Origin of the sequence: Bacillus sp. JJ664 (assembly GCF_036962205.1) — a bacterium.
GTDB lineage: Bacteria > Bacillota > Bacilli > Bacillales > Bacillaceae_G > Gottfriedia.
This window is the reverse complement of record NZ_JBALMS010000048.1, coordinates 1-26622: the sequence shown is the minus strand read 5'-3', so window position 1 is coordinate 26622 and position 26622 is coordinate 1. Positions and strand designations below refer to the sequence as shown.

Below are 26622 nucleotides of genomic sequence, written 5' to 3'. Positions count from 1 at the left end.
TTAAATCCTTACTTTCCACTGTTATCACCGCCACGGATCATCATTCTTTGACTACCTTGTCCATTTGGTCCCGAAAAGTTTCCACCCATTTGGAATCCGCCACCTGGTCCAAAGTTATTCGAATTAGATGATTGAATTTGTGGTAATACGACCTGCTGGCCAGCTTGAATACCTGATACAATTTCAACGTAGTTTTCATTTGTAATTCCGGTTTTAACTTCAACTGTACTTGTAGTTGCTTGTTCTTCTGAATTCGAAGAAGAAGTATTATTTACGATAACGTATTTTACATTATTACTCGTATTAATTGCTTCAACTGGAACATATGTTACATTTTCTTTCTTTTGAACTAAGACAGCAGATTCTGTCGTCATGCCTACTTTTAAATTATTTGAATTATTAAGTTTAACTTTTACATTGAAAGTAGAAACGCCATTTGAAACTTCTCCCTCTTTAGAGACCTCACTAACTTTCCCTTTATATGTTGTATCTGGAAAAGCACTTACATCAACCGTTACACTTTGTCCAACTTTTACTTTTGCGATATCTAGTTCATCAACACCAATTGTTGTTTCTAAATTTTTATAATCTGTAATATGCATGACAACTGTCCCTTGATTCACCATATCTCCTTCTTCAACTGCAATAGAAGTGATTGTTCCTGAAAATGGAGCTTCAATTGAATCGCTACCATCAGTAAAACTGATTAGCTCATCTCCCTCTTCAACTGTTTCATTTTTTGAAACAAGAATTTCATCAACTTCAGAATTTGTTTCTGACATCAGATCTTCACTATTCGTTGCTGCGATCGACCCTGATCCACTTACTTTTACTTCTAATGTACCTTTTTGTGCTACCTGTGTTCTTGTAATTGTTGAAGTTTCTTGTGCCTTTGGTTTTAAATAAAAATATCCGCCAGTGCCCGCACAAATAATAATCACTAATATTCCGATTATCCACTTTTTCATTTTTTCTCCCCCTTAGTTATTTGATGGTTGTCCTTGATTTTGTTGATTGAACATATCACCATTAGGAGCATTGAAGTTACCACCATTAGGGAAGTTTGTTCGGATCATTTGATTACGATTCATGTCTTTAAAGCTTAAATATCCAATTCCAGCTAAACTAAAAATACCAATCACTAAATTAACTATTAATAAGATTGAAAGTAATTTAGGGTTCATCTCTAAACTTGATTTATTTCTTGTTTTTTTCTCCAATTTATTCAACTTTTGTGTAATCTCATTTGTTTCCATGTTTTGCATACATAACACTCCTTTTAATTGATTAATTGCATTATGTAATAGATTCCTTAATTTTTACTTAAGATTGTCTTAGCTAATAATAATTTTAAATTTCCGCTCTAGATTGCTTGATTCTCAATTTTTCTTTATTGTGAATCTCTCTGAAACAAAAATAACTGCATAAAAGTAGACAAAAAAAAAGAAGCTATTTTTAATAGCTTCTTTCTTAACTCAGTTTTACTTTCCGAACTACTTGTATTTTTACGTGTTTCGGGATATCCCCTTTAATAGTCAATTCACCATTTTGTAATTGAATCTTTGCGCCCCATCCATTTTTAAACTTTTTTATTTTCACATGCAGTAGTCGAATTTCAACTAATCCTAGTCCGGATTTGTTTTTTACTTCAAGTTCTTGTGTTCTAGCATTTCCAATATTATGTAGAAGAAGTTTAACTTTTATGATTGGTTCTTCTCCACTTTTTACAATTACATATGCGTTACCCATTTCATCTTCTTTAAATTGATCGTATGATACTGAAAAACTATTTGTGCTTAAGTAAATTTCTCCCTGCTCATTCACTTTATAAACTGGTGTAAACATATGTCTCTTCTCCTTGTTGTAAACTTAATTATGTATAAATCAACATATCTACAATAAAAAATTGACGTTTAAAATAATGAATTATCTAAACGTCAACTCTAATAATAGTATGGCTTAACTATTTAAAAATGTACTTTCCAATATTTAATGGGTTTAAAAGAACTATCTTTTATTTTTGCAAACAAAGATTATATTAGTTTAGTCAATTTTATGTATAAATGCAATTTTTAAGTACTTTTTTTCATAACCTTTTTTTAAAAAATTGATGGATAATTTTAGACAAAAAACTTTGGTTTTATCCATAGATATTTCATCATAAATATGCTATTGTTCATATGAATTATTTAAAAATTTAAAATCAACTAAACAACTTAAAATTTACAGTATTCGAACTCATTTAATAACATTAATAAAGGAAGAAGGAAAATCAGTTGATTTACAGTAAACAGGACGTTCTTCATAACGAATCCCAGAGTATAAAAAACGGGGCTGCACAAACGATTGCACTTAGCTTATCTAATAATTATTTTATTTTGTTTGCAATTGTTATTTTAGGTGCTTCTAATTATCAAGTTAGTTTAATCTCTTCTTTGCCTTCAATTGTAGGAATGGCTGCAATGCTTCCGGCTGCTTTTATTGTTAATAAGCTTGAAGAAAAAAGAAAATTTACAGCTTACTCCATTCTATTTACGCGCTTGTTTCTTCTTTTAATGGTATTTCTTCCATTTATAAAATCAGATCATATTGCCTGGTTTTTTGTCATTTTAATTGCAACCATGAATTTGCCAGGAACGTTTATGAATTTAAGTTGGCAGGCTTTTATCGGAGATTTAATACCCGCAGAACGAAGAAATCTATTTTTTGGTCAACGAAATAAGGTTCTTACATTAATCGGCATGATTGCAACACTAATTGTAGGATTATGCATGAAAGCCTATCACTCTTCTAATGCACTTCCTTATCAATTACTATTTTTAGTTGCATTTATTTTTGGGATGTTTGAGCTATACTATATTTTGAAACATAAAGAAGAGAAGACAAATCTTCAACTTACGGAGCACTATTCACCTTTTTCTAAGCATCTTTTTCAATACAAACCGTATGTAACTTTTTTGATTTGTGCGCTATTCTTTAACTTTGCTTGGCAAATGGCATGGTCACTCTTTTCGATTTATCAAATTCGAATTGCACATGCAACTGCGTTCTGGGTTAGTTTGTTTACTGTAAGTAATCAATTATCACAAATTGTTAGTTACCCATGGTGGGCAAAAATGGCAAATCGCTATAGTAACACTCAACTATTAATTTGGATCTCAATTGGTATGGCTACAGCACCAATTTTAAACATTCTTTCAACTAATTTTATTTACTTATTTATCGTTAACTTCTTTTCGGGCTTTTTTGTATCCGGAACTGTTTTAATTCTATTTAATAGTTTATTAGATGCAACTGAAGAAGACCATCGTACTTCCTATATTGCCAACTATAATTTTTTGCTCTCAATTATTGCATTTATAGCACCGCAAGTTGGGGTATTTTTACTTGAATCTTATAGCATGAATTTTGCAATGATTATTTCCACAATATTTAGAGGTCTTGCAGGTGTTCTATTTGGCATAATGGCATATAGAATGACTCAATCAAAACAATTAGATTATAAGCGAGATAGAATTTCAATGTAACATCATTTATAAATTCTATTATTTCCAAAAAGAGGAGTTCTACTTAAGAACTCCTTTTTTTCATTAATTTATTTATTTATTGTTCTTAACTGCTTTTATCATTAAGAATCTAGGTTCCTTTGATAATGTAAGATAAGCTTTTGGATTTATATTCTTCAGTTCAGGTATAGGTTGTGGTTCGATGAGAGAAGATAGCGTAAAGTGATTTACGGTTGATTGGATGATTTCATGTAGTGGTCTTCTATAAAAAACGACTTCAATTTCTTTGCCTGCTTTCATCCACTCATCAGTAAGTAACTCTTTTGAAAAATAATTTTCACTTTTAAAAATAGTGTAATCTGAAAATGGATGATGAATTGAGAACAATAATATTCCATTCGGCTTTAGTACTCGCTTAAACTCTTTAAATACTGAATTCCAATCCTTTATGTAATGTAGGGTTAAAGAACTAATAATGATATGAAATGTTTCATTTTGGAATGGAAGTGTGTCCTCTAAATCATGGCATAATATGTTTGCATTATTTCCAACTCTTCGTTTTGCAGCTTCAACCATACTTTGACTTATATCAATTGCAGTCACTGTGGCTCCTCTTTTTAATAGGGCATCAGTGTACCAGCCTGCCGCACAACCAGCATCTAAAATTTGATAATTATCGAGATTCTGATCTAATTCTAACATCATCGCAGGTCTTTCATAATGCGTATTATATGGGCTTTCGTGGTCAACTGTATTTTCATAAGCAACAGATAATTGGTTAAAAGAATCAATAACTTGTTTTTTCAATTACATTCCTCCTTATACGTCAGTATCTTCTATTCGACAATCATTACTATATCATGATTCGAATTGCAATAAAAAAGAGAGCTCTTTAACAAACTCTCTTTTCGGGGATATTATGATTTTTTTATGCTTATTAAACTGGTCTTACTTTTCATCCTCTTCGCGTAAGTGCTCTACAGGAATTTCATAGCATGTTAATTGCGAACCTAACATGATGCTATTTTCATTTGAAGCTTGCTGTTCTTGTCTCTTTGCAATCGTTTTTTCATTAAATATAATTAATAGTCTTATTCAAAAATTGAAGCCTAATTTCTCAGTTCTACATTCGAGAAATTAGGCTCTATCATTATATATAACTTCTTATTTACCTGTTTTAGTAGAAATAAATTTCTTAACGACTTCAAAGACATATTCCTGACATGCTGCAGCTGTGTTTGGATTGTATTTACCACCATTCACTTTGTTATTAGATAAAACTCTAATTCCTAAAAACGCTACATCGTAAGCTTTTGCAATTTGTGCTGCTGAAGCACCTTCCATTTCTTCAACAGATGTACCATATTTAGTATGGAACCATTTAATTCTGTCAACCTCATTGTTCCAAACGTCAGCAGAGCCTATCGTTCCTTCAACAATTTTCCCCTTTGTATAAGTTTCTTTTACTGCATTTGCTACAGCAAGTAACTCCTTATCTCCTTCGTAGAAACGAGGCTTTTCAGCATTAGGATCTTCTCCCGCACTTCCCTCAGAAGCCATTAAGTCCATCGGCTTCCAAACTGTTGGATCAATTCCCTCGTTTTCTTCTTTAGAGGCTGTCTTTAAAGAACCAATATTTACTGTTTTTTGTCCTAAAACAATATCGAATACATTTAAGTTTGGATCATGCCCTCCAGATGTTCCTTGATTGATAATCGCAATAGGCTTATATTTCTCAATCGCAACAGCAGTAGCAGCTGCTGTATTTTCCATTCCCTTACCTGTTTTTGCAACGATTACAGGATAATTATTTAAAGTTCCTTTGTAAAATACAAAACTTCCAGACTTTTCTTCTTTAACATTTTTTAGTTTCTTCGCAAAATTCTCAGCTTCTATCGGCATTGGACCTTGAATAATAATTGGTCTTAACGTTTTTTTCTTAGCAATTGAAATGGTTGGTTTAGAACTAAAACCTACAAATAAAGCAATTATGAATACTGTAATGATTCCTAATAAAGTGTACTTCTTCAACGGCTTACTTTCCATAACAAATCTCTCTTTCATTCTAATGTCCTCCTAGATGTTTGTTATACTCGAGGTTTTGTTCTAATGAAAAAAGTCTAGAAAATGTAGAAATTACCTACTTTCTAGACCTACGATAGTTAAAGTACCCAAAATAACGCAAACAAGAAAATGAATGCAATACAATGTTGTCCTTGGTTACCAACCAAGCAGCTTTATACTTTAACTCGTAGTCTAGTTCTTCATTGGGAACCAGGTAGAGACGCTCAGACCATATTACCGAGCATATACGAGTAACGACTTGAAAAGATTATTACTTTGATAATATAGCAAATTCATCATTCGAATTCAACATAAAAGTGAATAATCCCACTAAAAAATAGCTAATCGTTCGCGTTTAAATAACATCATAAGGAAAAAATCAGGTTTTATATATGCTTTTTTTATAATTTATACAATTACTAATGAATCAAAAAACGCGACTGGAGTATCATTAATCTCGTTTTCTTTACTTTTTAACCAGTAAACAAATTAATTCATTATTATTTCTCTTACTACAACATAAATTTGATAATATTAAAGTAAATAACAAGGAAGGGATCCTGATATGACAATTACATTCAGATTTTATGAGAACTCTTCAGACCTTGATTTGCAATATTCATTTTGGAAGAGCATGACCAAAAACTTACCATATGCATGGAAGCCAACATTATCCCCTAAATTATATGAGTCTCAGATAGAGTTTAATGAAAAGTCACGTGTATTCGCTTTTGAAAATGAAAAATTAATTGGCTATATGAGCTTCTCAGGAAAAGGCGATTTTGTTTCGCTAGGATACCCTTGGGTTTTACCTGAATATGAAGATTCTGTTCAGGATGAATTATATGAAAAAGTTTTCGAATTTGCTGCAAGTGACGAATATGGTGGGAAAGTTTTCGCACAGAGATTTAGAAGCCAGTGGAATAAACAAATAGATTATTTCTTATCAAAAGGCTTCCAAATTACAAGTCAATCTCAAATTATTGGAGCCAGATATCCTATTTTATTAAAAAATATACAACCGATTCCGGACTTCTCTTTTGAAATAAAAGACAACTTTCAATTTGATGAATGGAAAGATATAAAAATGAAGCAGCAAGCATTAACGAATGAACAACTCTCAATGTTAAACGAATATTACAGTTCAATAGAATTTGACTATGCATTAGAATGTAAAATTGCAGATGAACCTATTGCCTATTTTGGCATGACAATTCGAGCTGACACAAACTATTCCGAAATACTTGCAGTAGCATTAGACCAGAAAGCCATCCCATTTTTCTATGACTTAATGACACTAGTACATAATGAAAATATTAGTCGTAAAGTAAAAACTGTTACGATGTCAAAATCACATTTACCTAAAGGTATTATTCTAGAAAAATTAGGATTTGCTGCATTAACAGAAGATATCATGATGTATATGAGAAAAGAACCACAAGAGTAATGTAGGAGCAGGCAATATAAAAAAGCCCCTACTATAGAATATTAAAAAAGCCTAAGTTCTCTCTAAATAAGGTGGGAACTTAGGCTTTCTTGGTTTGATTTTATAAAAAAATTATAACGCCTTAATTCTACAGTGTAAAAGTAATGATATTTAAATCACGATTTATTGCTGTAGCAGAATTAATATTACTAGCAGTTGTTACAATTATTCTTACACTATATGTGGATGTGGCATTAGCAGGTGCACCATCAACCTGTGTAGAAGCTAAAGGAAACCTCTGAGTACCTGATGTTGGCGACGATCTATTAAATGCTCTTGTATCAATGAAAGTAGCATCTCTGTTTAATCGCAATTCAAAAACTATTTTTCAGTTTGCTGTAGGTACTATTTCGACTGCTAACGCATCGTTAATGTATATCCCCAACTGTTAGGGCACCTCCTACATAAAGTTTTTATAAGCGTATACTCTTGATAAAACAATAAAATATTTATTTCGTCATAATATTGTCTTGATAGAATCATAATTTGTTTAGACGATTCACATAAAACTTGTACAAAAAATTCAAGCCCATGATCAATTAATCTTAATCTGGTATTCGTACTTATCTTATGAAATTTTTATATGGTAGGAAATTCCATATTAACTTAATCATAATTGAATATAACTTAGCTAATTAGGTAGATACTAAGGTAAAAAGGTGTGTCGTGATGGACTTTCCTACGATTCAAACAAATTTTTGGGATGCTGTTCTCGCAGTTCCCGTTGTAATGGTTGTTACCCAACTTTTAAAAATATTTTTAAAAATTAAGAAACCATACGTACCCATGATTGCCTTAGTTTTAGGACTAATTTTTTCAATTTTCATTAGTCATAGACACCATTTGTTTTCTGGTATTTTTATGGGGTGGTTTTACGGTTATGCAGCTATCGGTTCATATGCTTCCTTAAAAACATCAATCCTATCGTTTAGAAAAGTAAATAATAGTGAGTAAATTTGGAAAATAAAAAGAGTTGCATAGACAACTCTTTTTTTATTTTTATTTAGTTGAAAGAAGGTACTCATCTTAAAATCGTCATCAAAAAGTTTACTTATTATTGGAACTTGTTATTCAACAATAAAGTCTTTACTCAACATCTCGTTTCCATTAAGTAAGATTGTGATCGTATGCGTTCCACTATAGTGCTTTCTTGTAGATAAATCTTTAAAAGAATGGGTTTTATTGTAGTGTAATGGTTTTGTTTGATTAACATAATTCTCACTTACTTTAAAAATTTTCTTAGAGCGACTTCCGTTTGCTTTCACATAATCAATTTTATATTCAATGCGAATTTTTGAAGGTGTTGTCTGGTTACTTGTTACCTTAAAGGAGAATTGTAATTCTTCTCCAATGCTTAATTTCTCCGGACTTAAAGTGAAATCTTTAATCGAAACTGAATCTGCTGAATCAAATCCGAAGATTGACATTGCTTCCTTGTTCCCTTGTTTTAATAATGTTCTACATGCATGCTTAACGATCCAGTTCGTATATACATTTGTTCCGTACCAGCTTTTAGCAAGATCTAATACAAGATTCGGATGGTCTCTTGAAATGTCATTTATATTATTCGCTACACTTTTACGAACATAAAGAGATTCATCTTCTTTTAAATTCTCTAAGATTGGTAATATTGGAGTGGGATTATTTTTTAGACTTTTTAGCACCATTCCCCAAGGTAATCTTGGTCTGCTCCCTTCACTTGCTAACCTTCTTACATGTTCATTTGGATGTTTAGACCATTCTAACATTTGAGCCATCATTTTTTCTTCATCTTCAACAATGAAAGGTCTTACTGCAAATTCTGATGTTGAGTGTTGAGTAAATAATGCTAGTGCTTCAATCGATGAATCCCAATTTGCTAGACCATATACTTCTACAAAATCAGGAAAGAAGATACAGCCTAAATTATTTTTCGGAAACATATTTACTATTTGCTTTAATATGCTAAGAGCTTCTAGATAATCTTTTGGTAAAGTATCTCCTAAACAAAGCGTAATATGTCTCATTCTTTCTTTCAGTGTTTTTTCAACCCATTGTTCATTAAAAACTAATTCAGTAAATTTCTTATCCTCAAAATCTGGATAAACTTCTTTAATTGACTGAGCAATTTTAGATATAAATTCTTCGTTATAAATATCTTTTAAAGCGTTAGCCATATACATTCTCCATTATCTTATATAAATTCACCTAACTGTGTAATTTGTTGTGATATACAATCCTGTACTTTTTGAATATGATTCCGTTCAACAACTGCAATTACACAAGTAGCTGGGCCAGCTGATTTTTCTAATAAAGTAGGTTCATTCTCGTAAATTTGAATGTCCTTATTATGTGTTTTGCTTAATTGTTTTAATTCATATTTCACACCTTGAGATCCGACAGGCAAAATATCTTTTACACCTGGAAGAACCGTTAACTGTTTTAACGATTGAAAATTAATGATTTCGTTTAAATTTTCATTTATATCTATTAATACTTCTTGTCCAACTTTAGGATATCCAATTAAGATAGCTACATCACCCTTATTTACATAGGGCCTTTCAAAAGGTTGATAGATTTCTCCCATTACTGTAATCCCTAATGCTGTTTGTAAAGTAGGAATATTTTCTTCTGTACTTCCAGTAATATCAATATCTAATGCTTCATTAAAAAATTGAACATCATTATACTCTTTAATTGCCTGTTTAATGCCTGATAAAATAAGTTTTCCTCTACCTTCCATCTCAACACATAAAGTATTAATAAGCAAAGTCGGTTTTGCACGAAATGCTAATGTTTCAAATAGGCAAACGCGCGATGTTAAATAACCAACGGTTGACTCTTCCACCTTTACAATATCTAATTCACTCATTCCAATTCCACCACAACTATCACAAGCAATTGTAAAATATCTGGATTCATCAATTTGTAATAAAGTTAAATCCCTATACTTGGAAACGTGCACGATTCATCACCCTTTGAATTATGTATGCAATGATAATGTTCACCGCTGAAACAATTGTTAAAGGAAGTACCATTAACTTAAAAAAGCCAATGACTGTCACCGTTTCATCTAAGTATCCAATTAAAATACCACTTAAAAACGTAGCGATTGGACCGTTCAGCAAAATCGCTACGCTGATTGCTATTACATCCTTCGAGCGCTTATATAACACTCCAAATAGCCAGACGATACAAAACATTTGGAATGCAATCAATACATGCATCGGTACTGTCAGTGGAAAACCAGATGTAAACGAAGAAAGTAAATGAGCTACTGCTCCAACGATTGCACCTGCAATTGGAGATATTAGCATGGCTGCCAAAAATGCTGGCATAGAATCTAACGCAATCGTAGAAAAAATTTTAATATTAGATAGTATTGCACTGATTGAAATAAAAAGTGAAAGTACTACAAGTCTTCTAATCTCCAAATTCCTCATCCCCAAATTCCAATTGACTTATATTTTTGATATATCCAAAACCATCATTATATATGATTTCTATTACGCACCCATTACTTGTATAGAACTTCCAAAATTCCTTAAAATCTAAATCCAGTAATGCTAAAATAATTAATTTTATAATGCCGCCATGAGAAACAATGACTGCATCTTCATTCCTATTGATTAAATCATTACAAAAAGTACTTACTCGATCAAAACAATTTTTTAAACTTTCACCATTTGGAATTTGAAAGTGAATGCTATCTTGAATCCATGACTCTACTTTGTCTGGATATATTTGGATTAATTCTTCATATGTTTTATCTTCAAAGATTCCAAAATCCGTCTCACTTAGCCGTGAATCTATCATTTTAGAAGTTTGTAGTAGTCTTTCGATTTCGTCTGCAAGCCTCGTACATCTTTGAAGCGGACTAGAATATAATGAATAAGTCGATGTAGGAGAGATGATATGTAAAAGCTTCATCATAACTTCTACAATTTGCTGTTCGCCATGCTCTGTTAAAACATAATCCGTTGATCCAGCATATACCTTTTTCATATTCCCTTCACTTTCAGTATGTCTTACTAATAATATCTTCATATGAATTTACCACCAATTAAGACAAGGCATAAAAAGCACAACTGAGAAAATTCAATTGAAAAACCAATAACATCCCCTGTTATTCCATCAAGTTTACGATTGATTCTTTTAATAACCCAAATCATGATTAAGTATGTAAAGATTAGTGCTACAATCACCTCTAACTGGTGAAAAACAATACTTCCTATACAAATAAGTACTGTAAATAAAATGAAGACAATTAATGACTTTGTTTTTTTTGCCTCTAATATAAACTGATTTCCAAAGCCTTCTTCTCTAGCATATGTACTTATTCGACATGTCCATAATGCAATCAGGCGACCTATTATTGGAAATAAAATGATGACAAAAACAGTGCTTTTTGATAAAAATATCCAATCCCCTAATGAGAGCACAATTAACGACACAACGCCAAATGTTCCGATTCGACTATCTTTCATAATTTCTAGTATTCTTTCTTTAGAGCGATGACTAAAAATACCGTCACAAGTATCTGCTACACCGTCAAGATGTAATCCACCAGTTAAAAAAATATAGAATAAGATGATGAAAAATGCGCTAATCTGATTCTCTATATTTAGTAATTGTAAAAGCATAAATAAGCCGCCTATTAAACAGCCAAACATAATACCTACTAAAGGAAGCATACGAATTCCTTTTCCAAGCTCCGATTCAATAAAATGAACATTCTTTACTGGTATAGTTGAAAAAAAACTAAGGATCATCTTAAATCGATTCATTATTTTACCTCTATTTAATTCGTAATGGAATACCTGCAGTTACGAGTATTACTTCAGTTGCATTAGACGCAATCAGTTGATTCATTCGTCCTGCAATATCTCTAAAAATAATACCTAATCGATATGAGGGTACAAGACCAAAACCAACCTCATTGGAAACAATACATAATGTTTTTTTATTACGCTCACATACATCAATTAGCTTTAAAATCTCTTCTTTAATACTACGTTCAAGCTGTTCAATTTCCTCATTTGTAATTCTGTCAAAATCAGTATAATGATCAAACATGATATTTGTAATCATAATCGTTAAGCAGTCAAGTAAGATATGATTTACATTTTGAAAATTAAGATTCGTTTCTAGTAATTGAAAATCCTTATATTGCTCAATTGTATACCATTCTTTTTCACGATCTTGTTGATGTCGCTTAATTCGATTCACCATATCCTCATCGGTAGGAATTGCAGTTGCAATATATAGTACATCGTTCAAACTTCCTTGCATTTCTTTCATCCGTTTTTCAGCATAAGAGCTCTTTCCACTTCGTGCGCCACCAATTACAAGAATCAAACTGTTTCACCTCGAATTAACCTCAAATTTTCATAAAAACAAATACCCCATAATGGGGTATGAACTTATGTATTGTTAAAATAATCGTAAGCTACATCCTGAAACCTCGTCAAGGACTTATACAAGTCTGAGACTATTAATGATTTGAATGGTGCATTTTATAACTTGTTTTTAACCAGTCTTTTTTCATAAAAAAAGAAGGCTAGTCACTAACCTCCCTCTTTTCTATTTACCTTTTATAAGTTTGATTTTCTTGTATATATACATCAACATCTATTTCTTTTACTGAATCCTTTTTAAACTCATTTATCTCTTTTATATCCCATTGCTTGGAATGAAATCGAAAAGTCTTTTCAGTAATATTTAACAGGTCTGCATCTATATCAGTTGACTTAGTTAACGTTAGTTTTAAATCGTCTTTGATTTTATCTTCAATCAATTTCTGTATTTTTTTCGTTCCAAGAGAATCTTCATTTTGTTCTACAATTGCTATAGCGTTGATTTTGATTTTATATTGTGGCTCTTTTTCATTCATAACCTTTATTCTAGATTTTGATTCACCAACATCAAAATTAACTTTTTCCTTTTCAAAACTAATATTAATGACATCATTCTTTTGTTCTAGCCATCTGACACCAACCAAATCTCCTGATGTAACAAATCCTTTAAATTTTTTTTCGGATAAAACATAAGCACCATTCATATAGGCAATCATTTTCGTTACATCTTCTTCATAATTTTCTTCATTTATTGCTAATGAAGGTATTAATACAGATCCTACTGGTTCATCGTATCTTGAAATATAATCCAAGTATCTTATATTTGAAATGACTAAGTTTTTCCTATCTTGTTGAAGTTGCGGCAGATCAAGAACAGTATATAATGTTGGTAGATTAAAGAAGCTTTCACTAGTAAAAATGTCCTTTATGTCTTCCTCTGTACCAAATAACCATGTATTATACCTTAATAATGACTTCTGACTAATAAAAGCATTCACATTCTTCAGCTGTTTTTCTATTATATTCTTACTGAGTACAATACTAATAACATGTCCATAAAAAAGTGGTAACGGAGCTTCCTGGTCTAATTTGTTTAAAGCTAACTGAATGGAGGCCCCAGTTGCTTGCCCTATTAAAACTGGTGGAGCTTCAACTAATGCGCCACCTTCCTGTTTAGCAATATTTGAAAAGTTTAATGCCTGAAATGTGACGATATATTGATTATCTTTAAAATCAAAACCTAGACCAGTAACAAATGTCTGAGCTTGAACTAATTTACCTCCCCAGCATCCTGATAACATCATTAAATGAAAAATAAGTAGTACAATCGCAACCGTTTTTTTCATTTTTTGTTACTCCTTCTTCCGCGTATCATCGATTGGATTTACTGATTGATGACGTTTTTTCAAAAATTTCTGAGGGAGTCTAAAAACCATAGCCAAAATGTCAAATTTATTAGGTTTTGTAGCTGTTAAAGCGTATGGTTGACCAAAGCTAGTTAATGAAGCCACATGTGTTAGTATAAGGAAGAGTGCAGAGAAAAAACCTAATAATCCTAAAATAGTAGAGCATATGAGGACAAATACTCTAAGTATCACAATATTTCCAGCTATATTTTGGTTAACAAGTGTATAACCAGATATAACTGTTATCGCAATAACAACCAACATCGTTGGGGAAGTTAAACCTGCTCTAATTGCTGCATCTCCAATGAATAAACCACCTAATACTGCAACTGTTTGACCAACAGCTTTTGGTAATCGAACACCAGCTTCTTTAAACAATTCAAAAAAAGCTAACATGATGAATGTTTCAATTGAAGATGATAAAGGTAACCCTAATCTGGAAACTGCGATTGTTGCAATATAAGGATAAGGTACTTGATCCAAATGAAATGTAACTAAAGCTAAGTAAAATCCCGGTAATAGAATTGTTGTAAATAAAGCCATCATTCTTAGATAGCGTACTAAGTTAGAATAAAAAAAACTGCCATGAATATCTTCAGGTGAATAAAGAAGCTGATTAATGCTAGTTGGTCCGACTAAGCAAGTAGGATTACCATCCACTAAAATTCCAAAACGTCCTTGATTTACTGATTGAACTACATAATCAGGCCGTCCAGTGTGATCCATTAATGGAAAAATAGAAAAAGAATGATCATATAATAATTCTTCAATTTCATAACTACTAACAACAATATCAAGTTTAAGTGAACTTAATCGTTCTTTTACAGTAGAGAGGATTGTTGGATTTAGAATATCATCCATATAAAGTAAAATGACTTTTGTCTTACTTCTTTCACCTATGAAAAACTCTATACTTTTTAGCGACGATGTCTTTAACCTTTGTCTTATTAATGCCATATTGTCAGAGATATTTTCGACAAAACCATCCTTTGGACCTCTGACCGATGTTTCAATATTTGATTCCTCCGGAGATCTCTTCGGAGGACTAGCCGCCGGAATTAAGAAAATATCATTTAAAAATGAGCTTAAAATAACTAAAGTCCCTGAAAAAAGCCCCTCTTCAATTTGATTCAAGACATCTTTTTGTTTATCAATTTTATTCGTTTCAACAACATTACTAATCAATTCATAATTTAGCATATTTTCTTTTTTTACAATTTCATATACCTTCGGAAGTACTTGACTTATGTATTCTGTACTCACTAAGTTATGACAATAAATTGCTTTAATAAAATGTAATGTTTCTCCATCATTATAAGATTTCGTACGAATTTTAATATCCGAAGAATTGTCAAAAGAGTCTAGTAGCTCAATCAAGTTTAATTGATCTATTGAAGTTAATTCATTCATCATGAAGTTTCACCTTTTAATGTCATAATAATCAATAAAAATACCATTGTTATACACAAGAAAATTAAATTAATCAGAAAATAATAATGATGTAAGAAATAAAAAAATGAAGTCCCTCCCCAAGGGATCATTGCTCCTACCATAATAAATAAATATAAAATTGGAAGACTCCACTTTTTCGTCCCGGTATGGTTTAGAATACTATTTGCAATAAAAGCACTTAGGCTAATACGAATAAAAGTACCTGATATCCACTGGAAAATAGAAAGAAAATCTAGTCTTGTAATATGTAATCCTAGCGTTAATATTCTCCATTGCTCGTATGCTGGGTTTCTTAGTTTTTCTGCTTCACTCACCCCAAACTCTGTAATTGCACCGGTTAACGGTCCTAGTATTAACATTAGCAACACACAGCTGACGATGAATAACCACTTTTTCTTTAACTGATCAGATAGAAAAGGTGTTAAAAATAATATAAAAAGAATTTCAAAGAAACCTGAACATGTATATAAAAAACCCTGAAAATAGTCTTTATATCCATTTTCAAAAATAGGAAATAACAATTCATAGTTTTTATTATGAGTATTTCCTAAACTGACTAAAAAACCAAAAAACAGAACAATTGGTAATATCACCCATGCAATCGAACTAATTGTTCGTATGCCTTTATATGAAGCGTAAAAACAAATAAATGTAAACAGAAAAACAACAATTAAATCAGGTACATCTTGTGTATAATTTGTCTTCGCCCAATAAAATGTAGTTTTTAGTGATATGAAAGCAGTAAACAGAAAATATACAATAAAAATAGCAGCAAAAAGATAGAAAAATGGTTTCTTTAACACCTTATATAATATAGAAAGCAAATCTTCATTGTTCATTTTCTTATAAACAAAGAAAAGTAAGAAACTCCATATTAAAAATGGAATGATACTAGAAATAACAGTTAACCATGAATCTCTATGCGATGAAGATAGAATACTTGGTAGAATTAAAACATGTAACATAAAACCAGTAGACATGATGAGTAGTATGTATATATGAACAGATTGAATCACCTTATTATTCATGACAATCCCCTTAGAACCTTTTATTGAATAATGTCTCCAAAATAAGATACATTTATGTAAATAATTCCAGTTTCAAAACAAAAAAGAGAAGCCTAAATGGCTCCTCTCTTACCCAACTCATATACTGATTTTATTCCTATTATTTCAACCCTAATTCAGCTAAAATACTGTCCAATGTAGCCCCTTTATATGAATTTTTAGCTTTTGGCGCATTTGATACTGTTGGATTTTTCTCACCAAAGTTCTTAATGATATAATCCATATCTTTTTCATCAATCACCTTGTCAAAATTTAAATCCGCCGATACTTTATTTGTTTCCCAATATTTTTGGATCTCGATCGCATCTAGGACATCAATTACATTGTCTTTATTCACATCTCCAGCTGCAGCTACATCTAATAAATAACGAAGCTGTCTACCCATTAAATCACCACGAATCGTATCAAATAATGGATCCATTTTTTGAGACATTGTAAAGTGACCTGGTACATCTACCTTTAATGTATATGGGTTTGAATCAACCTTAACTCCGTCAAATGCATAGTCTCCTTGTTTTGAAGTAATTGGAGTTTCTAATACAGTTTTTCCGTCGTATGAAGTTAATGTAATTTTAGCACCAACTGTTCTTTGATCCACTGCATAATTTGTTTCACCTGTAGTTGGATTCTTTGTACCTTCAGCTTGTAGTGTTCCTGTAAGTTTTGAAACTGTTGGTTTTACATTATAACCTTCAACATAAGTGAAAACATTTTTTGATTCTACATCTGCTTGATCAATCGTTGTTGCATTGATGTTTTGTCCACTTAACGCTGAACCAGTAGTGAACGATTTATCTAAAGATTTTACATCAAAGTTAAATAACGAAATATCTTTAGGTAATTTATCTTCACCAGTATAAGTAAATGTAAACTCATATTGGGTAACATAGTCCCATGTTGTTGGTGATGTTTTTACTGTTACCTGTGCGTCACCATATTTTTTAATGACATCATTAACAGCTACATTTTCAATTGCGCCTTGATTATTATTCAATTGAATAGATAATTTAGTAGTTTTTAGTTTTTTAACATTGTTTGCACGTACAAAGTAGTTTACAGTATCACCAGTTGTGATATTTTGCTTATTAGGTTTTACATAATAGTAAGGTGTTGTATTTTTGACGAAAACAACTCTTACTTGTGCAGTTGGATTTAATGCTGCGTCCATGCCATAGAAAGTAACTGGTAATGTTGGATATTTACTGTCTACTAAAATTTGATCTTTATAGTCCCCATTTTTATCTACATTAACTGGAAGAGATGGGAAGAACGAATTGTACATGTAGACAAACGTATTTTGTGATTGATCAGCAGGAATGCCATATTTTGCTGCTTCATCAATTTCTGGATCGTTTATGTTTAAATTAAAATCATATAAGAATTGTCCATTTGCATCAAGTTGACTATCTTTATATTCGATAACCTTTTGATCTAGCTTATCAAAGCTAGTCGTAAAGTTCGGTACCCCATACTCCAACATGAAGTCCCTTGCTTCAGCAACTGTTTTTCCACTAGGAGTAGTTCCTACTAGTCTTAATTTATAATGACCCGGTCTAATTGTTTTGTATTTATCACTAATTGGATTTTTTGCATCTCCTGTGAATGGATAGTAAGTAGCTCCAACAAGTCTACCAATATTGTATACTTGATTTTCTGCCATTACTGAAGTATTAAATGAACCAATTAACCCTAAATCTTCCCCAGTTGTCGGATCTTGAATCACCACATCTAATGTTTTCATATGTGTTTTTAATTCAACTTTTCCATCCATGAACGGATACGCATAAGTTGGGTTTGTAATTTTATTAGAGTAAAGTGGGTTAAATAGCTCAAATGTTTGAATACCTTCTTCCACAACACGTACGCCAAATGGAATTTGATATTGTTCTGTTGAGTCTGCATTATTTGTAAAAGTAATATAGCCTTCATATGTTCCAACTTCAGCTGTTTTTGGAATGTTTAAGCTATATTTTACTGATTTTGAACTAATTCCATTTAATTTAACTGATGATGGACCTGTTAATGTAACGTTATTTGAAACTGCATCTTTTGAACCTCTTAATCCTGTTTGATACTTCACATCTACACTAAACGTTTTCGCTTTTTCACTTCGATTTTTCAATGTAATATTACGAGCTTCTGAAATATCATTACCATCAAATCCAAATGACCCAAAGCTCATTCCACCAGTTAATTCAGTAATCATTTTTTGTTTACCATTTACAATTGTTGGCGTTTTATCAACAACTTCTAATTCTACATTTGAATGAATTGCTTCATACGCATCAACTCGCCCGCTACCTACTTCAAATACGCTATAATCATTTGATAATGGGTCAGCTGTATTCATTAAGATTGATTTAATATCTGCTGGTTCAAGCCCTTTATTTGATTGAAGTAATAAAGCTGACACACCTGCAACGTATGGTGTCGCCATTGACGTTCCTGACAAACGCTCGTATGCGTATTGATAATCCTCTGGTTTTGTTCCATCACCGGTCTTATTGTTTACATAAAATGGAACGGTTGAAAGAATTGATACACCTGGTGCAGTTACTTCTGGTTTAATATCGTAATTCACTCGAGACGGTCCTCTTGAACTAAATGCTGCTAATTCATCTGAAGCCGTTTGAACCTTAGAATAATCTCCGAATGTAAACTCATTCTTGCCAGATTTAATAGCTTCTGTAATGGCTAAGCCTTCCTCGTATGAAACTGAGAATGCAGGAATTGCATCAACCGATTCACCTAAGAATGCTTGAATTGCTCCTTCGTTTTTGTTTTCCACATTGTTTGCCATTAAAACGCCTACAGCACCTGCCGCCTTTGCATTTTTGATTTTATCAATTAAGGCAATCGTGCCTCGTTGGATATAAGCTACTTTTCCTTTTACATCTTTACCTGTAAAGTCAGCTGGATTTGCTAATCCTACATCTACAAGTTGATATGCTTTACCTTTCAATGTAGTTAAGTCATCTGAGTAGTTTTGTGCTAATTGTCTAATATTGTAGTCACTACCGTTTTGTACACCGCTATATTGATAAAGATCAATTGCAACTGATGACGCGCCAACTGTTAATGCTAGTGCAGCAGCTCCAGGAGAACCTAGTGTATCCATTTTATCTCCACTATTTCCCGCTGCGACGACCGTCGTTACGCCACTAAGTACAGCGTTATTTACAGCTATCGAAGTTGCATACAATGGATCATTTAAAGAGTTACCTAATGACATATTAATCACATCCATGCCATCTTGCACAGCTTGATCAATCGCAGCAATGATCCCTTCACTTGAACCACTTCCACCTGGACCAAGTACTCGGTAAGCATACAGATCAGATTCTGGTGCCGCACCTACTTGTTTATACTCACTATCTGATACACCACGCCCACCGATGATACCTGCAACGTGTGTACCATGTTCAGTGTAGAAGTCTGCACCATTTGCAGAACCTGGTTTACCAGCCTTTACCCAATCGGCATATGTAGTTTCCATTGGATCACTATCATCATCTACAAAGTCATATCCACCTTTATATGCGTCTTTTAAGTCTGGGTGATTGTAATCAATACCTGTATCAAGAATACCGATTTTAATTCCTTTTCCAGTTAAGCCCTCAGCATGCAACTTGTCTAATCCATCATATGGCGTGTAGTTCGCAATATTAAACTCATCTGCTTTTAATTCTTCACTTTTTTCAGGCTGTTTTGGAGGATCAATCGTAAATTTTTCATTACTCCAAACTGTTTTAACAGCTTTTGATTTTAATAGGTTCTTTATTTGATTTGCTGGTAGATTCATTGCAACACCATTAAATGCGTGTTTATAAGAGCGTTTAATCTTAAAATCTACCTTCTTATTGTTTTCATCTATTAATACTTGTCCCACATCTTTACTAAAAGTTGCATGGTCTTGCTCAGCTAATTTTGATGCTTCTACTTCTGTTAATGACTTTCCTTCAACCTTAGCTTCGACTTGGGCAACTTTTGCTGGTTTATTAGAAAACTCTACAATAACAGAAGTTTGTCTAGTAGTTGTTTGATCAATTTCCTCAGAAATTTGTAGACCTGTCTGTTCGTTCGTTGAAAGTTCTTTCAGTGCAGCTCTTTGCTGTGAAGTTAAATTAGCAAGGATTGTTTCTGTCTTTGTTTTACTTGCTGCGATTGACACATTTGTTACTTGTGATAGTGGAGCCATAACAAAACTAGATGATAGAGCTAAAACCGTAAAGCTTTTTAAAAACTTATTCTTTTCTACTCTTTTCCCCATTGTTCTTCCTCCTAAAAATCTCTCAACTAAAAGTAAAGTTTATTGATGATCGTTTTTTGAATACTAAAGTTATCAAACCCTTCAGCAATCACTTTCATTCTTTTCACCAAAGCTTACTTTGTCTATTTCAATTATCAAGAATATTCAAATTAGGGTCAATTGGGTTAATGATTCCCTAAACTAGCAATGTTTCACTTACCTGTTTTTCAAAATTCTGCATATTCCTATATAAAAAATGATTAAAAAAACCCAAAATGGCCCAATTTACTATACAAAAAAGAGAGACCAATCATACGGTCTCCCTTTTCAAGTCTAATTACCTATCTTACAAAAATTTCACTACTATTTTCCCTGTCTTACTTTATTCCTAGCTCTATTAAAATACTATCTAATGTTTTTCCTTTATAGGAATTCTTAGCTTTTGGTGCTTTATCTACAGTCGGATTTTGTAATCCAAAGTTTTTCATAATGTAATTCATATCCTTAGAATCTACTACTTTATCAAAATTTAAATCAGCAGATGCTTTGTTAGTTCCCCAGAAATCTTGTAATTCAATCGCATCTAAAACATCAATGACATCATCTTTATTTACATCGCCAGCCGCTGCTGTTGATAAACTATATCTATACCACTTACCAAGCGTTTCCCCACGAACTTCATCAGACAATACAACTTTTTGGTTCATCGTAAAATGACCAGTTACATCTACTGTTAATGTATAAGCATTTTTATCTGGTTTAATTCCATCAGCATTATATGAACCATATTTGTCGATGATTGGCGCTTCAACAACTGTTTTTCCATCATAGGATGTAACTGTTACTTTTGCATTAGCTTTACTTAAATCAATTGCATAATTCATATCACCTGTAACTGGATCTTTTCCACCTTCAACTTGTACTGCACCTTGTATTCTTGAATGAGTAGGATTAGTTTTATAACTTTCCATATAAGTGTAGATATTTTGCGTTTCAACATTTGATTGATCAATTGTTGATGCATTCATTCCATACCAATAAGGACTTTCCTTTGAAAACTTGTTTGACGTTTTTAGGTCAAAATTAAATAACGGTAAATCTTCTGGTAATTCTTTATCACCTAAATAAGTAAATGTAAATGTGTAACTTGTTGGTGTAGTTGCTACACTAACCTTAGCATCGCCATACGCTTTAACTGCATCATTAACAACAACATTCTCAATTGAAGCATAGTTATAATTTTTCATCGTCATTTTAGTAGTTTTTAACTTTTTCACATTATTTGATCGAACAGTATAATTTACAGCATCACCTGTATTAACAACTTGTTTATTTGCTTTTAAATAGAAATACGGTAAATTTTGATCCACAAATACGACTCTTAACATATTCGTTGCGTTAGCTGTAAAGTTTCTAGCTGCATCAATTCCATAAAACTGTACTTGTAATGGTGCCGATTGTTTTCTAACTAAAATTTGATCAGTGTAATCCCCGTTTTTATCTGTCTTGATTGGATTCGTTGGAAATGGACTATTATAAAACGATACAACTGAATTATTTGATTGATCGATTGGTAAACCTATCTTACTTGCTTGTTCTGTTTCAGGATCATTAAGATGAATGTTAAAATCGTATAAGAATTGTCCATTTGCATCAAATTGACTATCTTTATATTCGATTACCTTTTGGTCTAATGAATCAAAACTAGTCTTCATATTTGGAGCCGCTAAATCATAGATGAAATCCGAAACTTTTGAGAATGATTTCCCTTGATTATTTGTTCCAACCATTTTCAATTGATAATGACCTGGTTTTGCAAAGCTCGGTTCATTACTAATTGGATTTTTAGAGTCTCCTGTGAATGGATAGTATATTGAATTAAATCCTCTTCCGATAAAATACACCTGGTTATCATTTAATGTGATCGGCGTAAATGAACCAACTAAACCAAGGTCTTCACCTGTAATTGGGTCATGTAATAAAACATCCAAGGTCTTCATTTCAGATCTTAATGAGAATTCAAAACCAAGAAACGGGAACGAATTTGCTGGCCAAGTAGTATCAGTTGAAAACGTCGGATCTGCTTTAAGGAAATCAATTCCTTCATTGACAACTCGTCCACCGAATGGAATTTGATATTGTTCTGTAGAGTCTGCATCATTCGTGAACGTAATATACCCTTCATAGGTCCCTTTTTCTGCTGTTTTAGGAATGTTAAGTTTAACATTAATTGTTTTTGAGCTAATTCCATTTAACTTCACTGAAGTAGGTACATCTAATGTTACATTATTCTTTGATGCATTTAATGATCCTCGAGTACCCGTCTGGAATGTAACATCTACGTTAAATGTTTTCGCTTTTTCACTACGATTTTTTAGGATAACATTTCGTGAATCAGTTACATCTTGATCATCAAATCCAAAAGAACCAAAGCCAATTCCACCTGTTAGTTCTTTAATCGATTTTTGTTTTCCATTTATAATAGTCGGTGTTTTATCAACTACCTGTAATTCCACATTTGAGTGAATTGCTTCATATGCATCAACTCGACCACTACCTACTTCAAACACACTATAATCCTTAGATAATGGGTCTGCTGTATTCATTAAAATGGATTTTACATCAGCTGGTTCAAGATCTTTGTTTGATTGAAGTAATAATGCTGATACACCTGCTACATAAGGAGTAGCCATAGAAGTACCTGATAGTCGTGCATATGCATACTGATAATCTTCAGGTTTCGAGCCATCGACCGTTTTATCGTTTATATAAAAAGGAACAGTCGCAAGAATCGAAACACCCGGAGCAGTTACTTCTGGTTTAATATCATAATTCACTTTAGAAGGGCCTCTTGAACTAAATGCTGCCAATTCATCAGCTGCTGTTTGAATTTTACTAAAATCACCAAATGTGAATTCTGTTTTACCAGCCTTAATAGCCGTTGAAATCACTTGTCCTTCTTCAAATGATACTGAAAACGAAGGAATCGCATTCATTGATTCACCTAAAAACGTTTGGATTGCCCCTTCTGCTTTGTTCGCTTCATCATTCGCCATAATTACACCTGCAGCACCTTGAGCCTTTGCATATGCAACTTTAGAATCTAATGTGTAAACACCTCGGTTCATGAATACAAATTTTCCCTTTACATCTTGTCCGGCATATCCCGTTGGATCACCAAGGCCAACATCAACTATTTGAATCTTTTCCTCTTTTAAAGCTGATAAGTCATCCTTATAATTTTTCGTTAATTGTCTTAACTTATAATTTTTCCCATCAAAAGAACCAGTATATTGATAAATATCAATTGCAACAGATGAAGCACCTACCGTTAATGCTAATGCAGAAGAACCTGGAGAACCAAGTGTCCACATTTTATCACCGCTATTACCTGCAGCTACAACGGTTGTAACACCGCTTAAAACAGCATTGTTTACTGCAATTGAAGTTGCATAAAGTGGGTCGTTTAACGTTGCCCCAAGAGACATGTTAATAACATCCATGCCATCTTGAACTGCCTGATCAATTCCGGCAATAATACCTTCACTTGTTCCACTACCATAAGGGCCTAATACACGATAAGCATAAAGATCTGCTTCTGGTGCAGCACCCATAGATGAATACTCGCTATCCACTATTCCACGTCCACCGATAATTCCTGCTACATGTGTACCATGTTCCGTATAATAAGCACCACCGTTTACTTCTGGTTGACCTGAATTCTTCCAATCCTCATAAGTTGTTTCCATCGGGTCATTATCATTATCAACAAAATCATATCCGCCTTTATAAGCATCCTTTAAATCTGGATGGTTATAATCCATACCAGTATCTAAAATACCAATTTTAACTCCTTTACCTGTATATCCTTCTGCATGTAAACGATCTAAACTGTCATATGGAGAATAGTTTGCTACATTAAATTCGTCCGCTTTTAATTGTTTATTTTCTTGGTTCTCTGCGGGTGGATCAATCGTAAACTTCTCATTACTCCAAACTTTCTTTACAGCTTTTGATTTTAAAAGATTCTTAACTTGATTTGCTGGTAGACTCATTGAGACACCACTAAAGGCATGCTTATAAGAACGATGAATCTTATAATTTATTTTTTTCTGTTTATCATCTATTAATACTTGTCCAACATCATTTGTAAAAGTAGAATGATCTTCATCAACTAATTTTGAAGCATCCTTTTCAGTCAATGTTTTCCCTTCTACACCTGCTTCAATCTGTGCTACTTTTGCTGGTTTATTTGTAAATTCAACGATTACATTTATTTGATTTGCTGATGTTAAATCTATGTCTGAAGAAATCTGTTGATCAGAACCCTCATTAACTGACATTTGATGTAAAGCATTTCTTTGTTCAGTTGTTAAATTTGCTAATATATCTTCAGACTTCGTACTACTTGCTGCTTTAGTAACCTCCATTGTTTGACCAAGTGGAGATAATACAATACTTGATGATAGGGCTAATACTGTAAGGCTTTTTATTAACTTCGTTTTCTCTACACGTTTCCCCATTTTTCTTCCTCCCATTTATCATTGTCTAAGATCTACTAAAAAATTGAACGATGTATTGAAATCAATGACTTACTCTTGAACTTCAATTTCACCTGAACAAACTTCATTTGTATTAGTTTTATTATGAAAAATAAGATGGGCATTATCAATTGGGTTATTTATCTAGGATTCTATCAATGTCTTCTCTGTTTTCGACACGAATCAACAATTTCTCCTACGAGGATTCATGATAAATAAACCAATTTTTAAATTTTTCTATTTGTTTTATAATGACTAATATAATGTAGTAAGTTGAAATATTTTTACGGCATAACAAAATAAATACATAGATGTCTAGTTATGCCTAAACATCTATGTATTTCATTAAGAATTTCATATTTTTTAAACAATAACAGATTGGGCTAATTCAGTTGCTTTTTGATATTGGTTCGTCTCAATATAATATAAATAAAGCTGTTTTCCGTATTGTTCGATATAAAAATTATTATTAGTTGAATAAAAATATGGTAGTGCTTCATCAACTAAAAATTGATAATACTTACTGTCATTTTTTTCAGCTTTCAATTTGAATAACTTAATTAAAATTGTATGAACGGGACTTTTTAACATTTTTGCTAAAGTAGCACCAATTTTGAGTTTCTTTAGCAGAATGTCTTTTTGTAATAATGCGCCTTCCGTACTTGCTTCTAGATAGTTACATAACCGCCTTAAATAAATAATAGATTGCTGATTTTCTGTATCATTCATACTTTTTTCAAAATATTCTTGTGCCTTATCATATTCTTGTCTTTTAAAGTACTTAACCCCAAGATTATTTAAAAGGATTGCTTTACGGTCACGGGCGCCTAATATTTCACAATTATGTATTAAATCTGTATATCTTTTAACGGTTTCAATAAAATCCATTTCAACCTCACTACCATATTGAAGTAGCATGACTGTTTCAGCACTAATCGCTAATAAGTAGTTATTCGTTCTTTTAAAATATGCTAATGCCAATTCCGTATATTTATAAGCCAATATTTTTGATTTTCCATAATGATAAGCAATCCCTAAATGGTAATAGTATTCTTCATTTCTATATTCATCTATATTGATCTTTTTTAATATTTGTATCGCTTTTTGATGATCTTCATTACTTGAACTAGCATTAATCTGAATATAATACATACCTTTTAAGTGATATAGTAAGTTTTTTTCAAATGCAGATAGCTCTGTATATTCTTTTTGTACATCTTGTATTGTTTGAAATGCCATTTCTAAATTTTGATGATGAAAATAGTATCGAGCCTTTAATAAAAAATAATGTGCAGCATATTGTGTGTAAGCAATAAAAGGCATTTGATCAAGCTCTGCTTTTAAAACTTCTATTTGTTGTCCCTTTTTCATAATCAATGCTTCATGCCATTGATGAAGTAGATTATCAATGAGATGGAAGGACTGTATTTCTTGATGTATATCTATTCCTAGTCTCTCTGAAAATAACGTAATAATGTCGGGTGAATATGCAGTTTTTCCTCGTTCAATTTTGCT

At 32.2% G+C, this 26622-nt stretch carries 21 protein-coding genes and 1 riboswitch; of the genes, 4 read left to right on the top strand and 17 right to left on the bottom strand.

Features of this window, described 5'->3' with window-relative positions:
- Positions 1-8: 8 nt before the first annotated feature.
- The 3 genes from V7056_RS08555 to V7056_RS08545 form a co-directional block, all read right to left on the bottom strand.
- Positions 9-968, bottom strand: coding sequence for an efflux RND transporter periplasmic adaptor subunit (locus tag V7056_RS08555; protein WP_499701053.1), 960 nt, complete (start codon positions 966-968; stop codon positions 9-11).
- Between the two features lie 12 nt (positions 969-980).
- Complete coding sequence (locus V7056_RS08550) at positions 981-1265, bottom strand: hypothetical protein (RefSeq protein WP_499701051.1); 285 nt, start codon at positions 1263-1265, stop codon at positions 981-983.
- Between the two features lie 205 nt (positions 1266-1470).
- Positions 1471-1845: a hypothetical protein gene (locus tag V7056_RS08545; protein ID WP_499701049.1), complete on the bottom strand. Its 375-nt coding sequence runs from the start codon at positions 1843-1845 to the stop codon at positions 1471-1473.
- A gap of 431 nt (positions 1846-2276) precedes the next feature.
- On the opposite strand from V7056_RS08545, the gene V7056_RS08540 reads away from it, so the two are divergent.
- Entirely contained in the window at positions 2277-3527 is a 1251-nt protein-coding gene (locus V7056_RS08540; RefSeq protein WP_499701048.1) for an MFS transporter, read from the top strand.
- Between the two features lie 72 nt (positions 3528-3599).
- Here the strand turns inward: V7056_RS08540 and V7056_RS08535 are convergent, their stop codons facing one another.
- Together V7056_RS08535 and V7056_RS08530 are read right to left on the bottom strand one after the other, a co-directional pair.
- Entirely contained in the window at positions 3600-4313 is a 714-nt protein-coding gene (locus V7056_RS08535) for a class I SAM-dependent methyltransferase (RefSeq protein ID WP_499701046.1), read from the bottom strand.
- Positions 4314-4670: 357 nt separating this feature from the next.
- Positions 4671-5570: a 5'-methylthioadenosine/S-adenosylhomocysteine nucleosidase gene (locus V7056_RS08530; RefSeq protein ID WP_499701044.1), complete on the bottom strand. Its 900-nt coding sequence runs from the start codon at positions 5568-5570 to the stop codon at positions 4671-4673.
- 168 nt (positions 5571-5738) lie between these two features.
- Positions 5739-5841: riboswitch (purine riboswitch) on the bottom strand.
- A gap of 294 nt (positions 5842-6135) precedes the next feature.
- Between V7056_RS08530 and V7056_RS08525 the strand changes: the two genes are divergently transcribed.
- From V7056_RS08525 to V7056_RS08515, 3 genes are all read left to right on the top strand, one after another.
- Positions 6136-7017, top strand: a complete 882-nt coding sequence (locus V7056_RS08525) for a hypothetical protein (protein WP_499701043.1) — start codon at positions 6136-6138, stop codon at positions 7015-7017.
- Between the two features lie 143 nt (positions 7018-7160).
- On the top strand, positions 7161-7298 hold the full coding sequence (locus V7056_RS08520) for a hypothetical protein (RefSeq protein WP_499701042.1): 138 nt from the start codon (positions 7161-7163) through the stop codon (positions 7296-7298).
- A 427-nt stretch (positions 7299-7725) separates the two neighbouring features.
- A complete protein-coding gene (locus tag V7056_RS08515) occupies positions 7726-8010 on the top strand; it encodes a hypothetical protein (RefSeq protein WP_499701040.1) in 285 nt (94 codons plus the stop codon).
- Between the two features lie 113 nt (positions 8011-8123).
- Here V7056_RS08515 and V7056_RS08510 read toward each other — a convergent pair whose 3' ends face one another.
- The 12 genes from V7056_RS08510 to V7056_RS08455 all read right to left on the bottom strand — a co-directional run.
- Positions 8124-9212: a DNA alkylation repair protein gene (locus tag V7056_RS08510; RefSeq protein WP_499701039.1), complete on the bottom strand. Its 1089-nt coding sequence runs from the start codon at positions 9210-9212 to the stop codon at positions 8124-8126.
- Positions 9213-9229: 17 nt separating this feature from the next.
- A complete protein-coding gene (locus V7056_RS08505) occupies positions 9230-10000 on the bottom strand; it encodes an AIR synthase related protein (RefSeq protein ID WP_499701038.1) in 771 nt (256 codons plus the stop codon).
- The gene (locus V7056_RS08500) at positions 9981-10469 is read right to left on the bottom strand and encodes an ECF transporter S component (protein WP_499701037.1); all 489 of its coding nucleotides are present in this window, start codon (positions 10467-10469) and stop codon (positions 9981-9983) included. Before V7056_RS08500 ends, V7056_RS08505 begins: the two co-directional genes overlap by 20 nt.
- A complete protein-coding gene (locus V7056_RS08495; protein WP_499701036.1) occupies positions 10459-11082 on the bottom strand; it encodes a histidine phosphatase family protein in 624 nt (207 codons plus the stop codon). The genes V7056_RS08500 and V7056_RS08495 overlap by 11 nt, the downstream gene beginning before the upstream one ends.
- Positions 11079-11822 carry an adenosylcobinamide-GDP ribazoletransferase gene (gene cobS, locus V7056_RS08490; RefSeq protein ID WP_499701035.1) on the bottom strand — a complete coding sequence of 248 codons (744 nt, stop codon included), beginning with the start codon at positions 11820-11822 and terminating at the stop codon, positions 11079-11081. Before cobS ends, V7056_RS08495 begins: the two co-directional genes overlap by 4 nt.
- Before the next feature lie 10 nt (positions 11823-11832).
- On the bottom strand, positions 11833-12393 hold the full coding sequence (gene cobU / locus V7056_RS08485) for a bifunctional adenosylcobinamide kinase/adenosylcobinamide-phosphate guanylyltransferase (protein WP_499701034.1): 561 nt from the start codon (positions 12391-12393) through the stop codon (positions 11833-11835).
- 229 nt (positions 12394-12622) lie between these two features.
- Positions 12623-13738 (bottom strand): Ger(x)C family spore germination protein, encoded by a 1116-nt coding sequence (locus tag V7056_RS08480; protein WP_499701033.1) that lies wholly within the window; start codon positions 13736-13738, stop codon positions 12623-12625.
- 6 nt (positions 13739-13744) lie between these two features.
- Positions 13745-15211 carry a spore germination protein gene (locus V7056_RS08475; protein ID WP_499701031.1) on the bottom strand — a complete coding sequence of 489 codons (1467 nt, stop codon included), beginning with the start codon at positions 15209-15211 and terminating at the stop codon, positions 13745-13747.
- The gene (locus V7056_RS08470; RefSeq protein WP_499701030.1) at positions 15208-16278 is read right to left on the bottom strand and encodes a GerAB/ArcD/ProY family transporter; all 1071 of its coding nucleotides are present in this window, start codon (positions 16276-16278) and stop codon (positions 15208-15210) included. Before V7056_RS08470 ends, V7056_RS08475 begins: the two co-directional genes overlap by 4 nt.
- A gap of 139 nt (positions 16279-16417) precedes the next feature.
- On the bottom strand, positions 16418-20587 hold the full coding sequence (locus tag V7056_RS08465) for a S8 family serine peptidase (protein ID WP_499701029.1): 4170 nt from the start codon (positions 20585-20587) through the stop codon (positions 16418-16420).
- Between the two features lie 356 nt (positions 20588-20943).
- Positions 20944-25089, bottom strand: a complete 4146-nt coding sequence (locus V7056_RS08460; protein ID WP_499701028.1) for a S8 family serine peptidase — start codon at positions 25087-25089, stop codon at positions 20944-20946.
- Between the two features lie 381 nt (positions 25090-25470).
- On the bottom strand, positions 25471-26622 hold a 1152-nt coding region (locus V7056_RS08455), incomplete at its 5' end, for a helix-turn-helix domain-containing protein (protein ID WP_499701027.1).

Coding starts and splice junctions, on each gene's coding strand:
- V7056_RS08555 (WP_499701053.1), bottom strand. CDS start 968: ATGAAAAAGTGGATAATCGGAATATTAGTGATTATTATTTGTGCGGGC.
- V7056_RS08550 (WP_499701051.1), bottom strand. CDS start 1,265: ATGCAAAACATGGAAACAAATGAGATTACACAAAAGTTGAATAAATTG.
- V7056_RS08545 (WP_499701049.1), bottom strand. CDS start 1,845: ATGTTTACACCAGTTTATAAAGTGAATGAGCAGGGAGAAATTTACTTA.
- V7056_RS08530 (WP_499701044.1), bottom strand. CDS start 5,570: ATGAAAGAGAGATTTGTTATGGAAAGTAAGCCGTTGAAGAAGTACACT.
- V7056_RS08525 (WP_499701043.1), top strand. CDS start 6,136: ATGACAATTACATTCAGATTTTATGAGAACTCTTCAGACCTTGATTTG.
- V7056_RS08520 (WP_499701042.1), top strand. CDS start 7,161: ATGATATTTAAATCACGATTTATTGCTGTAGCAGAATTAATATTACTA.
- V7056_RS08515 (WP_499701040.1), top strand. CDS start 7,726: ATGGACTTTCCTACGATTCAAACAAATTTTTGGGATGCTGTTCTCGCA.
- V7056_RS08510 (WP_499701039.1), bottom strand. CDS start 9,212: ATGGCTAACGCTTTAAAAGATATTTATAACGAAGAATTTATATCTAAA.
- V7056_RS08495 (WP_499701036.1), bottom strand. CDS start 11,082: ATGAAGATATTATTAGTAAGACATACTGAAAGTGAAGGGAATATGAAA.
- cobS (WP_499701035.1), bottom strand. CDS start 11,822: ATGAATCGATTTAAGATGATCCTTAGTTTTTTTTCAACTATACCAGTA.
- V7056_RS08480 (WP_499701033.1), bottom strand. CDS start 13,738: ATGAAAAAAACGGTTGCGATTGTACTACTTATTTTTCATTTAATGATG.
- V7056_RS08475 (WP_499701031.1), bottom strand. CDS start 15,211: ATGATGAATGAATTAACTTCAATAGATCAATTAAACTTGATTGAGCTA.
- V7056_RS08470 (WP_499701030.1), bottom strand. CDS start 16,278: ATGAATAATAAGGTGATTCAATCTGTTCATATATACATACTACTCATC.
- V7056_RS08465 (WP_499701029.1), bottom strand. CDS start 20,587: ATGGGGAAAAGAGTAGAAAAGAATAAGTTTTTAAAAAGCTTTACGGTT.
- V7056_RS08460 (WP_499701028.1), bottom strand. CDS start 25,089: ATGGGGAAACGTGTAGAGAAAACGAAGTTAATAAAAAGCCTTACAGTA.